11 protein-coding genes are annotated in these 13,614 nt (G+C 43.4%); 1 reads left to right on the top strand and 10 read right to left on the bottom strand.

Features of this window, described 5'->3' with window-relative positions; genetic code table 11:
* A partial coding sequence (locus RYL27_RS07955) for a helix-turn-helix domain-containing protein (RefSeq protein ID WP_314966414.1) occupies positions 1-683 on the top strand: 683 nt, incomplete at its 5' end.
* Positions 684-1,220: 537 nt separating this feature from the next.
* On the opposite strand, the gene lysS is transcribed toward RYL27_RS07955, so the two are convergent.
* The 10 genes from lysS to RYL27_RS07905 all read right to left on the bottom strand — a co-directional run.
* The gene (gene lysS, locus RYL27_RS07950; protein ID WP_314966412.1) at positions 1,221-3,176 is read right to left on the bottom strand and encodes a lysine--tRNA ligase; all 1,956 of its coding nucleotides are present in this window, start codon (positions 3,174-3,176) and stop codon (positions 1,221-1,223) included.
* 161 nt (positions 3,177-3,337) lie between these two features.
* Positions 3,338-3,823: a transcription elongation factor GreA gene (gene greA, locus RYL27_RS07945; protein ID WP_314346534.1), complete on the bottom strand. Its 486-nt coding sequence runs from the start codon at positions 3,821-3,823 to the stop codon at positions 3,338-3,340.
* A 392-nt stretch (positions 3,824-4,215) separates the two neighbouring features.
* On the bottom strand, positions 4,216-5,364 hold the full coding sequence (fucO, locus tag RYL27_RS07940) for a lactaldehyde reductase (protein WP_314966410.1): 1,149 nt from the start codon (positions 5,362-5,364) through the stop codon (positions 4,216-4,218).
* 31 nt (positions 5,365-5,395) lie between these two features.
* The gene (locus tag RYL27_RS07935; protein ID WP_314966409.1) at positions 5,396-5,827 is read right to left on the bottom strand and encodes an RbsD/FucU family protein; all 432 of its coding nucleotides are present in this window, start codon (positions 5,825-5,827) and stop codon (positions 5,396-5,398) included.
* A 303-nt stretch (positions 5,828-6,130) separates the two neighbouring features.
* Entirely contained in the window at positions 6,131-7,249 is a 1,119-nt protein-coding gene (locus RYL27_RS07930) for an ABC transporter substrate-binding protein (protein WP_314966407.1), read from the bottom strand.
* A 13-nt stretch (positions 7,250-7,262) separates the two neighbouring features.
* Positions 7,263-8,237: an ABC transporter permease gene (locus tag RYL27_RS07925; RefSeq protein WP_007156639.1), complete on the bottom strand. Its 975-nt coding sequence runs from the start codon at positions 8,235-8,237 to the stop codon at positions 7,263-7,265.
* A gap of 2 nt (positions 8,238-8,239) precedes the next feature.
* On the bottom strand, positions 8,240-9,736 hold the full coding sequence (locus tag RYL27_RS07920) for a sugar ABC transporter ATP-binding protein (protein ID WP_007156640.1): 1,497 nt from the start codon (positions 9,734-9,736) through the stop codon (positions 8,240-8,242).
* A gap of 12 nt (positions 9,737-9,748) precedes the next feature.
* Positions 9,749-10,408 (bottom strand): L-fuculose-phosphate aldolase, encoded by a 660-nt coding sequence (locus tag RYL27_RS07915; RefSeq protein ID WP_007156641.1) that lies wholly within the window; start codon positions 10,406-10,408, stop codon positions 9,749-9,751.
* A gap of 122 nt (positions 10,409-10,530) precedes the next feature.
* On the bottom strand, positions 10,531-12,312 hold the full coding sequence (locus RYL27_RS07910; protein ID WP_314966405.1) for an L-fucose isomerase: 1,782 nt from the start codon (positions 12,310-12,312) through the stop codon (positions 10,531-10,533).
* Positions 12,313-12,359: 47 nt separating this feature from the next.
* Positions 12,360-13,614 (bottom strand): rhamnulokinase (locus RYL27_RS07905; RefSeq protein ID WP_314966403.1); only part of this gene is annotated, 1,255 nt, incomplete at its 5' end.

Below are 13,614 nucleotides of genomic sequence, written 5' to 3'. Positions count from 1 at the left end.
TAGAGCTATCTAACAGTAGCAATATTTTGCGCAATATTTTTCAAATTACAAAAAATATGTACTCTGTTGATCCGGTATTATCTCAAAAAAGTTTTAATGAACTTAAGGATACCCTTTCGCATGGAACAGATGCTAACTATCTTCATCAGTTTGCATCTGCAATTATCACGTCGTCTTTATCTAAAACTACTGCAATTAATGCTGTTTCCGGTACCAAGCTTCTATCAGAAATAGATAAAATCCAAGACCTTTCTGTTCTAAAACAATTGATTTTAGAACAGATAAACAAATTATATTATTCTAAGCAAAATGAAAACGCACAAATGAACATAAGTGACAGAATTAAAGAATATGTAGAAAGTCACATTGAAATGACTGAGCTTTCTCTCAAATGGATAGGAGAAAAAGTCATGTTCATGAATATTGATTATCTAAGTAGAAAATTCACCACAGAAACCGGAGAACATTTTTCGCAATATTTAACTCGCATTCGCATTGAAAAGTCCAAAGAACTGTTATCTGAATTTCCATCTTATAACATATCTACAATCGCAGAAAAAGTAGGTTGTGGGAACAACCCACAATATTTCTCTCAGATTTTCAAGAAATATTGTGGTGTCACTCCTAAAAATTACGTAAAATCATTACAAAAAGACAATATTAATATAATGGATTCGTTCTAACAAACATAAAACACCAGTTTTTATTAGAAATACAAGAAAAAGAATACTCGTAGCAAATGATGGCAAATCTCCTTCAAAACGTGAAGTCGCTTTAAAATCAATTTTATTACCTGGTTTAAAATCGGTGTAGCATCACCAGCTTCATCACCTCTGTTCCACAGCAACCCTAAATAATATCACCCATAGGTTCACTTATTGTATCCGGCATATTTATGTCTCTGTAACTATTATTGGAAATATATGCATTTAGGTCTTTCCACTTAAAATAAGCGTTGCATGTTTCATCAATACGAGAATCGTCAATAGTTATGCAGCCAAATTCATTATATATAGGCATTCTTAATACCTTTATAGTGCTTTCCTCCACATAACTCTTTATTGCAAGCCACTATTGTTTTTCCCAGACATGCATTAGTAAAGTTTAGCTCTCCCATAAGTTCCATAAGTTCTTTTTTTACATAAAACAGCGGATGAACTTAAGTTCATCCGCCATAAAGCATAAACTCTTCTTTAAATATTTCAACAATAAGCAAAATACTAGTACAACTTCGCCCCCGCCGGAATATGGTTATCCACCATCAGCAAGTGCAATTCTTCCTCATCACTATCCTTCTTCTGGTTAATGGCGGAAAGTAGCATACCGCAGGACTCTACTCCCATCATTGCTCTTGGGGGAAGATTTGTGATAGCAATCAATGTCTTTCCAATCAGCTCTTCCGGCTCGTAATATGCATGAATTCCGGAAAGGATCGTTCTGTCGCTGCCGCTTCCGTCATCCAAGGTAAACTGTAAAAGCTTCTTACTCTTTGGAACAGGAACACAATCCTTTACCTTTACCGCACGGAAGTCGGACTTACTGAAGGTCTCAAAATCCACAGTCTCCTCAAACAATGGCTCGATTTTCACATTGCTGAAATCAATCTTATTATTTGGAGTAAAGAAACCGGTGTTGGCATTTCCTGCCTCACCCTCTTCTCCCTTCTTTCCCTCATCCTTCTTGTCTAAGGACTTCATTGTGGGGAAGAGCAGTACGTCACGGATAGATGCCGCATCGGTAAGAAGCATTACCAGACGGTCAATACCGTAACCAATTCCTCCAGTGGGAGGCATTCCGATTTCCATTGCATGCAGGAAGTCTTCGTCGGTGTGGTTTGCTTCTTCATCTCCCGCATCTGCCAAAGCATCCTGCGCCTTGAAACGCTCTCTCTGGTCGATAGGATCGTTTAGCTCGGAATAAGCATTGGCCATCTCTCTTCCGTAGATAAAGAGCTCGAAACGCTCTACCTTGGAAGGATCGGAAGGCTTCTTCTTGGTAAGGGGAGAAATCTCCACCGGATGATCCATAATAAAGGTTGGCTGTACCAGCTTTTCCTCGCAGTACTCTTCGAAGAAGAGGTTTTCAATGTCTCCGATACCATGGTGCTCTTCGTAGGCAATTTCCTTTTCCTTCGCAAGGGCTCTTGCCTCTTCTAAAGTCTTAATCTGATCAAAGTCAATGCCTGCATATTCCTTAATCGCCTCGGTCATGGTCAAGCGACGGAAGGGGCTTTCCAAATCAATGGGAGTTCCCTGGTAGCTGATGTGCAGAGTCCCGCAAACCTTTTCTGCAAGATAACGGAACATAGACTCGGTCAGCTCCATCATTCCTTCGTAGTCTGTATATGCCTGATACAGCTCCATTAAGGTAAATTCCGGATTATGTCTGGTGTCAATTCCCTCATTACGGAACACTCTTCCAATCTCATAAACTCTTTCCATGCCGCCGATAATCAGACGCTTTAGATAAAGCTCTAAGGAAATACGAAGCTTTACGTCTTCATTTAAGGCATTGTAGTGGGTTTCGAAGGGACGAGCTGCTGCACCGCCGGCATTTTCCACCAGCATCGGTGTCTCCACCTCCAAGAAATCTCTTCCGGCAAGGAAGTTACGGATTTCCCGAAGAATCTGAGAACGCTTCATGAAAACGGTACGACTGTCCTCATTCATAATCAGATCCACATAGCGCTGACGATAACGGGTGTCAGTATCAGTTAAGCCGTGGAACTTCTCAGGAAGTGGGTACAGGGACTTGGAAAGCAGGGTAATCTTCTCTCCGTGAACGGAAATCTCTCCCATCTGGGTTTCGAAAACATAACCTCTAACTTCCACGATGTCGCCAAGGTCCAGCTTCTTAAACTTCTTGTATTCTTCTTCCCCGAGACTTTCCCGGCTTACATAAACCTGGATTCTGCCGTCTCTATCCTGCAAATGCATAAAGCTGGCCTTACCCATAACACGCTTGGATAAAATACGTCCTGCAATCACGACCTGCTGATTCTCTAAGCTCTTGAAATTCTCTTTGATCTCAGTAGAATGATGGGTCTGTTCAGCTTTGGTAATTTCAAACGGATCTTCCTTAGCTGCCTGATACTCTGCCAACTTATCATATCTGGCCTTCAAAATGTGGTTCATGTCCACCGGTGCATTTCCCTTTTGCTTTTCCTGCTCTCCCATCCTTCTATCCTTTCTTAGCGCCAAATCCAACTTATTTTTCAAATAACCTTTGATTTTATCGAATCTTCTCTTCCCTAAATCCTGTCTTGATATGTGTAGAACAGTCTTCTACTGAAAAGAATAATACTCCTATGAAAGATTTCTCCTTATAAGAAGATCATTTATTCGTCGTTTGCTCTCTCTACGGAAAGTACCTTGTACTCTAAAACTCCAGCCTGGGTCTCTACGGTAACCTCATCTCCAACCCTGTGACGCAATAAAGCCATACCTACCGGAGATTCGTTGGAAATCTTTCCCTGTAAAGAGTTTGCCTCTGTGGAACCTACAATCATGTATTCCACTTCTTCGTCAAATTCCTTGTCGAACAGCTTTACCTTACATCCGATATTAATGGTGCCTTCTTCCGCATCATCTACTACTTCCGCATTTTTCAACAAGGACTCGATGGCAACGATTCTTTCTTCGATTTCTCTCTGCTCATCCTTTGCTGCATCATACTCAGCATTCTCAGACAAATCTCCCTGTTCCCGGGCTTCCTTAATCTTTTCTGCAATCTCTTGTCTCTTATTCACCTTTAAATTATGAAGTTCACTCTCCAACTTATTTAATCCTGCCCTGGTAAGGAGGTTTTTCTTTTCTTCAGCCACCTGCTACCCTGCCCTTTCTCTAAAACTGCAATGACGGCTTCTGGAAGACCCAGAAGCCGTTTCATCCAATGATTCGATGTAGTATTCTAGCAACGGAAGCTTGATAAGTCAATGATTTTCCCCATTTCTTGCCTTTTTTTCAGGCTTTTTTTACTCCTCTTCTTTCTCTCTTCTCTCCCCGCTGCTTTTTAAAAAAATCTTTTTTTATTTTAGAAAAACGCCAAGCTTTCTCCACTGAAAAGGAAGCGCAAAAACTGCAGTTTCCGCCCTTCCTTTTATCATGCAAAACATAAATACCAGATAAGATATATACTATTCATTTCCTACATCTTATTTTCTATTTTTGTTTTTGCTTTCTTATATGCGCTTCTGATGCTTCACGGAAAGAATGATTATAATAAGCTCTTGAACAGCTCCTGAATATCCTCAAGCTTAGGATCTCTTGGGTTTCCAGGTCTGCAAGCATCATCCATGGCAGACTGAGACAGGAAATCTACATCCTCAGGCTTCACAATGTTCTTCAAATCTTTAGGAATACCTACATCCTCAGCCAGCTTCTTTACCGCATCAATCGCAGCCTTTTGGTACTCTTCCTTACTCATCTTCTCTGTATTGGCAACGCCCATAGCCTTTGCCACGTCTCTTAACTTCTCTCCTACCTCATCCTTATTGTATTCCATAACGGTGGGAAGGATGATGGCGTTTGCCACACCGTGAGGAGTATCATACAATGCACCTAAGCCGTGCGCCATGGAGTGAACTATACCCAATCCGCAGTTAGAGAATCCCATTCCGGTGAGGTACTGCCCTAAAGCCATTCCCTCTCTACCCTCAGGAGTATTTTCCACTGCTCCCCGAAGGGACTGTGCAATCAGCTCAATAGCCTTTAAGTTAAACATATCGGTAATGGTATTGGCCCCCTTGGTGGTATAGCCTTCAATAGCGTGGGTCAGCGCATCCATTCCGGTGGATGCGGTAAGTCCCTTTGGCATACTGGACATCATATCCGGATCCACAAAAGCCACTACTGGAATATCGTGGGAATCTACGCAGACAAACTTTCTTTTCTTTTCCACGTCAGTAATAACATAGTTAATGGTTACCTCTGCTGCAGTTCCTGCTGTTGTGGGAATAGCAAAAATAGGTACTGAAGGCTTTGTTGTTGCAGACAGTCCCTCTAAGCTTCTTACATCCTCAAAGGCAGGGTTTGCAATGATAATGCCGATAGCCTTGGAGGTATCCATGGAAGAACCTCCTCCGATAGCAATGATATAGTCTGCACCGGAATTTTTAAATGCAGCTACGCCGCCCTGTACATTTTCAATGGTAGGATTTGCCTTGATCTCGGAATAAATCTCATAGGGAAGCCCTTCCTTATCCAGTAAATCTGTCACTTTCTTGGTCACATTAAACTTAATCAAATCCGGATCGGAGCAAATGAAGGCCTTCTTAAAACCGCGACGCTTTGCTTCCTCTGTAACACTTAAGATTGCTCCCTTTCCATGATAGGATACTTCATTCAGTACAACTTTGTTTGCCATATTATCCTCCTAATGAAATAAATAAATTCTTTTACACGACTCCCTTTTGCAACATAATATTGCCGTAGAGGGCCTTTTCCGATGTAGCGATAATCAAATAGCAGGTCTTTGCCTCTTCATAAAAAGCAAAGCGCTCAATACTGCCAATCGCGTTTTCTCGGGAATCATACTTTGCCACAATAGCCTTAAACTCATCCCAGATAGGGGTAGCTACCTGATCTCCCGGTACCTTTTCCATGATTTTCACAGGACTTTCCGTGTAAGTATCCAAGGGAAAAAGCTGTAAAATCGCATCCAGGATTTCACAAACTCCATGACCGTCCATACGAATCACATGGGCATTTGCTCCCACGGTATGGGAGGGAAAATTTCCATCCGCAATCAGGACTCTGTCTGAATGTCCCATCTCACATAAGCGTTTTAAAAGTTCCGGAGAAAGAATTGCAGGAATTCCTTTTAACATCTTTTCCTCCTCGTATTTTTATAGGGGCTGTAAAAAAATCAAAATAAGAAATATATTTTCGGCAATATAGGGCTAAATGAGGGGTAGTCTGAGCCCGTCGGTACTTGCGAAAAACAAGAGAATCGAAATTTTTCACTTAGTATCCGCTACGTTGCGAAGCTAGCGAAAGCGTGCCCCAAAATTAGACCTATATTGCTTAGAAAACTATTTTGATTTTTTACAGCCCCTTTCACTGCAGATTTCTATCTTGAAAATCCGCCCTATTCCATTGTTAAAGAATGTACTATTTACCTTTGCTTTGAATTACTCGTAAAGACATGGAGCAATCTTTGCATCTTCCATATTGTCCTTGTTGTACCAAAGAGCACCGGTATCCACATCAGATACGCTCTCTCCATTTGCTGCCTTTACTGCCAGCTCAACAGCCTTGTATCCGATTTGTACAGGATCCTGTGTTACAGAACCTGCAAATAAACCGTCTCTGATAGCCTGTAACTGCTTGCTTCCTGCGTCAAAGCCTACTGCTACAACCTTGCCGTCACCAATTTTGTCCAAACCTTCATTTGCAGTAATGATAGCATTTGCCGCAAACTCGTTGGAACCGTAGATAGCAATAAGGTCGGACTTCTCTAAGATAGCGGAAGCAACTGCTGCTGCGTCTGCGTCCTTAACCTCTGCAGGGATACCTACGTCGATGATAACCTTTGCGCCGGACTTTTCCTTCTTTAAGCTGTCGTGTCCTTCTACGGAAACCTTATCTGCTCCGATAAGCTCTGTCATAGCTTCTACGAATCCCTTTGTTCTTTCTACGATGGACTGAGAGTTGGACTCCTGTGCCACTACACCGATTCTAACGGTCTCACTTGCGCCTTCAATCTTGTCCTTGATTAAAGCATAGGTTTCCTTTGCGGCAAGCTTTCCTGCTTCATAGTTGTTGGTGGAAGCATTTGCCTTGATAGCACCTTCCGGAGCATCAGGTACACCGGAGTCAAATCCGATAATGGGAATTCCCTTATCCATAGCGTTCTGGATGGATCCAATAGCAGCATGAGTATCCAATGCTGCAAGACAGATTGCAGTAGGTTGCTGAGCGATAGCTGCATCCAAGTACTCAACCTGCTGTGCAATAGCAGACTCATTGTCCGGTCCCTGGAAGGAAACTTCTACACCATATTCTTTTCCTGCCTGCATTGCTCCCTTTTCTACAGCCTTCCAGAACTGGTGCTGGAAGCCCTTAGCAATGACGTTAATCTTCTTACCTTCTCCGTCCATCTTTGTTTCCACGCTTTCAGCATTTTGCTCAGCTGCAGAGCTTCCTGCTGCTGCAGTAGTTCCCTCGGACTTTGCGGAAGAACCTCCACATGCTGCCAGAGACAGGGCCATCATTCCCGCCAGTGCAACCGCCATAATTCTTTTTTTCATCTTTCTTTCCTCCTTATACCTTTCTTTTTCTATTTAAGATATCCATATACACAGCGAATACTAAGATGATTCCTGTGATAAAGAGCTGATAATGGGACTGTACCCCGATATAGGGGAAACCGATTTTCAATACAGTCATAATGAACACACCGATGATGGTTCCTAAGATGGAGCCTACTCCTCCGGAAAGGGAGGTTCCACCGATTACTACACCGGCAATGGCATCCAACTCAAAACCGTTTCCTGTATTAGGCTGAGCGGTGGAGAATACTGCCACATAAGCAATTCCTGCCAATGCTGCAAAGAAGCCGGAAAATACATAGGCCAAAGTTTCATATTTTTTTACGTTGATACCGGAAAGTCTGGTAGCTTCCTTGTTAGAACCAATGGATAAAATATATCTTCCGGTTCTTGTCTTGTTTAAGACTACTGCCATAACGGCCGCACAGAAAGCCAAAAGTAAAAATCCTGTAGGGAAATTCTTTGGTAAAAGACCTCCATCCTTAGTCACCATAAAAATCTCTCTAAACCAAGCGCCCTCCGCAGAACCTTGAGGGAAGGAGATGGTCTTTGTCTTGGAAACGATGGAGCCCAATCCTCTGGATACCATCATGGTTCCCAGGGTTGCGATAAAAGCCGGAAGCTCCAAACGGGAAACCAAAATGCCGTTAATCAGTCCGAACAAAGAACCGCAAAGCAGAATCACCAATAATACCAATGGCATTGGCAAACCGTTTTCCATGAGTGTTCCGCCTATTAGGGCACAACAGATGGCTACCGTTCCGATAGATAAGTCAATTCCTCCTGTGGAAATAACAAAGGTAACACCAATCGCCATGAATGCTACATAGTAGGCAGACTTGGAAATGTTGGTAAAGGTGGTTCCCTGTAAAAATTTGTCTGTAAGTAGCGAGAAAACCACACATATAATGACTAGGGCAGCTACTACCACTGCCTGCTGGTTTGAAAATAACTTTTTAATCTTCACCTTTATTCCCCCTGTCTATTCGTAGCACAAGTCATAATGGCTTCCTGGTTGACTTCTGCAATATCCAGACAACCTGTCACCCTGCCTTCGCACATAACGATGATTCTGTCGCTCATTCTTAAAATCTCAGGCAGCTCCGAAGAGATCATGATAATGGACTTTCCTTCGGAAACCAATCTTTCCATCAGCTCATAGATTTCGCTCTTGGCTCCCACATCAATTCCTCTTGTAGGCTCATCAAAGATTAAAATCTCCGAATCCTTTAACAGCCACTTGGCAATAACCACCTTTTGCTGATTTCCGCCGGATAATTTTTTGATGATTTGGCTAACACTCGGCGTCTTAGTTCTCAATTCTTCCACGTACTTTTCGCTTCGTTCCTTACACTTCTTTTCATCAATGAAGAAGCCCTTTTGGAACTTTTCCAGAGAGGCCAGACAGGTATTTTCCTCAACGGTCTTATCAACCAACAGTCCGTATCTCTTTCTATCCTCGGATAGATAGCCAATTCCTGCCTTAACCGCATCCTCGGTGGATTGAATATCCACTTCCTTCCCGTGAATGAAAATCTTTCCGGAATCCCGCTTGTCCGCTCCAAAGAGCAGTCTTGCCACTTCCGTTCTTCCTGCTCCCATCAAGCCGGAAAAGCCTAAGATTTCTCCCTTCCTAAGTTCAAAAGAGACGTCCTTTACTGCCTTACCCCGGCTTAAATGCTCACATTTTAGGACTACTTCCGCCCCTTCCTTCACCGCCGACTCAGTCTTTGGATCCATGAAAACGGTTCTTCCCACCATCATTTTGATGATATCGTCCTTAGTGCATTCCTTGGTCACCAAAGTTCCCACATACTCCCCGTCTCGCATAACCGTTACTTTATCGGAAATGACATTGATTTCATCCATTCTATGGGAGATGTAAATGATTCCCGTTCCCTTTTCCCGTAAATCTCGAATAACTTTGAAAAGCTCTTCAATCTCGGAGCTACTTAATGCCGCTGTAGGTTCATCGAAAACAATAACCTTGGCATTTGTGGAGATAGCCTTGGCAATTTCCACCATCTGCTGCTTTCCTACAGTAAGCTCTCCAATCTTTGCTCCCGGCTTAATGTTTACATTCAAGCGTTTAAAAAGCTCTTCCGCATCTCTTTCCATCTTCTTATCATCGATGAAGAAACCACTCATTCTCTCCTGTCCGATAAAAAGATTTTGTGCCACTGTCAGATCATTCATCATATTTAATTCCTGATGGACAATGGCGATTCCTGCCGCCTCCGACTCGGAAACGGTTTTGTATTCCACTTCTTTTCCTTCAAAGTGAATACTTCCCTCATCCTTGGAATAAATTCCGGTTAAAATCTTCATGAGGGTGGATTTTCCCGCTCCATTTTCCCCCATCAGGGCTACTACTTCTCCCTTATTTAACTCCAACTCGGCATTCTTAAGTGCTGCAACTCCGGAGAAAGATTTTTTGATATTTTTCATTGATAATAATGCTTCCATAAAATCTCCCTCCTAATCTTTTTTCGTACTCACTCTCTGCCCGTAGGTCTTGAATTTTTCTGCCATAAGCTCCATTTCTTCCTTAGGAAGAATAACCGGCTCTCCGATGGCCTTAGCCTTGGTATACACTTCTGAGCAGTACTCAATCTCTTCGATGATGTTAAAGGCATTGAGTAAATCCTTTGCTCCTGCCAGAATGCCGTGGTTAGCAAGAATTACCGCCTTTCTATCCTTCATGGCTTCAAAGGCATTTTCCGCAAGCTCCTTGCTACCGTAAGTGGCATACTTTGCCACCCGAACTGTTTCTCCTGCCACTGCAATCATGTAGTGGGTTGCCGGTAAATCCTCTCTTAAGCAAGCCAGTACGGTGGCATACATGGTGTGGGCATGAATCACTGCATCAATGTCATCTCTGTACTTATAGGGCATGATGTGCATGGCCCACTCGGAGGAAGGAACTCTCTTTCCCTCCACCGTATTTCCATCCAGATCAATAATAACAATGTCCTCAGGCTGAATTTCGAAAAAGTCGATTCCGGAGGGAGTGATTGCTACATTTCCTGTAGCTCTGTCAAAAATACTAAGGTTTCCCCCTGTTCCCTTGGTAAGTCCCGCTTCTACCAATTTTTTTCCGTACTCAATAAGAAGCAGTCTTTCCTTTTCCATTAACATAAGTCTTCCTCTTTTCTTACCGATTCTCTAAAAAGTTTTATCCTCCATTTTCTTGTGAACAGAATAAAACTTCTATGATTTTAAGCCCCGGCTCCCCTATACGGGGAGCCTTAAGCATTTTTCTACTTATATAAAGGTCCGTAGTAAGCGCAGGCTCTGTAATCCTGTCCCTCTAAATCCGCTGTGCCGAATCCGTTGAAGGAGTGAGGTCTGAAGATTCTTCCCTCTTCCACATTGTGGAATGCCACAGGAATTCTCAGCATGGAAGCTAAGGTCAAAAGTCTATCTCCCACATGGCCTTCTACTGTTGCGCCATGGTTTGCGCCCCACTTAGCCATTACGTTATATACGGAATCTGCCGCTCCAACCCCAATCTTTGGTGCAAACCATGTTGTTGGCCAGGTCTTACTGGTTCTCTCATCCAAAATCTTATGAACTTCATCCTCCAGTACACAGGTATGTCCTTCAATCACCTGTAAGGTTGGTCCAACTCCTTCTACCATATTTACACGAATCATGGTTACAGGCATCTCTGCCGCTGTTTTAAAGTGGGAGGAGAATCCGCCGCCTCTAAAGTACTCGTAGTCCGCTCTGCACCAGTCGGTAGCTTCGCAGCAAGCCTTGATATCTTCTTCGGTAAGGTTCCACCATTCCTTCATGGTACCCTTTCCGTTTGCATCCTTTGCACCGGCGCTGGCATCTAAACAGCTTGCTCCGGAGTTAATCAGGTGGATAATTCCGTTCTTTGCGTAGCCGCTAAGTTCCTTACCGCTAACTCTCTTTACCGCCTCCGGAGACCAGTAAGTTCTTACATCGGAGAAGATGGGGGCCTTTCCTGTGGAAAGCCATCCAAACATCATTGCCACACCGTTTAAGGTATCGTTCTCTGTGGCAAAGGGAGTGGGCATCTTCTTTCCGTTCCAGTTAAAGCCGGAGGCCATGATTGCCTCGGTAAAGTCCGCATTGGGAAGCCAGTCTGTCCACATTCTCTGTCCCTGGAATCCGCCTGCAATAGCATTTCTTCCCAGAGCCTCTTCATGCCAGCCAAGGGCACTTAACTTTGGATTTCCGTAGAGAATATCTCTGACAATCAGCACATGCTTTACACAGAACTCCCACTGCTTGTCATCCGGAATAAATCTGGACTTGGTGATAACTTCGGGGAAATTCTTTCCGGCATTGATGTCCATACCTTCCTTACAGTATTCCTTTACCCAAGCCAATGCCTTCTCATATTCTTCATGGTCATAGATTTCCAGATTGATTCTGCGAAGAACCTCTGTCATATCTACCCATTCTGTTCTCATGCCCAAATACTTTTGCAGGAAGTCTACATTTACCACACTACCTGCGATACCCATGGATACCGCACCGATGTTTACATAGGATTTATTCTTCATAATTCCTACGGCAACCGAAGCTCTGGCAAAATCCAAAATCTTCTTCTGCACATCTTCGGTAATGCTGGTTTCGTCCTTGTCCTGCACTTCGGTTCCATAGATGGAAAAGGCAGGAAGACCTCTTTGTGCATAAGCCGCCATAACTGCTGCCAGATATACGGCTCCCGGTCTTTCTGTTCCGTTAAAGCCCCAAACCGCCTTAATGGTATTGGGATTTAAGTCCATAGTCTCTGTTCCGTAGCACCAGCAGGGAGTAACCGTCAGGGTTCCCACTACATTTTCCTTGGAAAAATACTCTTCGCAGATAGCGGCCTCTCCACCACCGCCGATGGTTGTGGGAGAAATCACTACCTCCACAGGCTCTCCGTCGGGATAACGAAGATTATCAGAGATAAGCTGTGCAGCTCTCTTCGCCATGTTCATGGTTTGTTCTTCTAAAGACTCTCTTACGCCACCCCATCTTCCGTCAATGGTGGGTCTAATGCCGATTCTTGGATGATTCATATTGCCTCCTTTATAGTTAAAACACTCTATGACCTTAGATTCTCTTGTCAGAAAGAATACTCCCGAATTTCCGATGCCTCGTAAATCAGCCTTCTTCCCTCTTCTAAACTTCCTATCTCCCCTTCTTTTTGTAAAAGTAGGAGAATATTTCCCAGGGCGGAACTTTCATAAGGGCCTGCCTTGACCTTTAGCTTTAAGTTCTTGGCTATCTTTTCCGCCAGATACTCTGACCTTGCCCCTCCTCCAATCATCTGAAGTTTGGAGAAGCTCTTTCCTAAAATGCGCTCTATATCCTCTTTCACTTCTCTGTATTTTTCCACCATGCTGGCATAAATCAGAGTAAAGTAGGAAAAGTCATCCTTAGGAGGCTCCCCACCCCTGGCTAGAAGATAAGCATCAATTTCTTGCTTTACCTTTATGCCTTCTCTTCCAAAAACCTCTGCGTCCATGTCCAGTAGACTTTCGGGCTCTGTATCTTTTTGCACGAAGGCTGTAATCTCAGAAAAAGCAATCTTTCTTCCCAGTCTTCCTTCCAACTCCTCCTTATACTTTTCTAACAGATAAAGTCCTGTGATATTTTTAAAGAAAAGCGTTTCCGACCGGTAACTCAGCTCATTGGTAAGATTCCTCTCATAGGCTTCTTTACTGACCAATGCCTTCTCTACAGAAGTTCCGATTAAGGACCAGGTACCGCAGCTTAGGAACAAAGACTGATTCTCTGCATCCCTTTCCGTCATCAAAAGGGCGCTGGCTGTATCATGTCCGCAAACCGGAATCACGTCTATGGATAAGCTTCTAAGCCTTTCCAGCCTTGCATTTTTGGTATTTCCCTTCCATTCTCCCGCTCGAACAATTTGGGGAACCAACTCCTTCTTTAATTGAAGTTTGGAAAATAGATGGTCGGAAACTGCCTTTTTGGATAAATCGTATAAACCTGTTGTAGACCAAATGCTTTCCTCTCCAATCTTTTCTCCTGTCAAAAGGTAGAAAAGCAGATCCGGAATCATTAAGAGCTTATCCGCTTTCTCATAAACCTCCGGCTCAAACTTCTTTAAGGCCAGTAGCTGATAGACGGTATTGATGGTCATAATCTGATTTCCGCTGTTTTGGAAAAGCTCAAATTCCTCCATGAGGGCCTTGGCCTCATCTCTGCCCTCGGAAAACTTTTCATCTCTGTAGCAGTGGGGCGCTTGCAGCAGATTCCCCTCCTTGTCGATGAGACCAAAATCCACGCCCCAAGTGTCAATCCCGATACAGGATACATCCGGATTTTCCAAGATGGTCTCCTCAATCTTTCCGGCA

Source organism: Oribacterium sinus, from assembly GCF_963537195.1.
GTDB classification, from domain to species: domain Bacteria; phylum Bacillota; class Clostridia; order Lachnospirales; family Lachnospiraceae; genus Oribacterium; species Oribacterium sinus_A.
The sequence above is the reverse complement of the archived record's forward strand: the minus strand, read 5'-3'. Positions and strand labels throughout refer to the sequence as shown.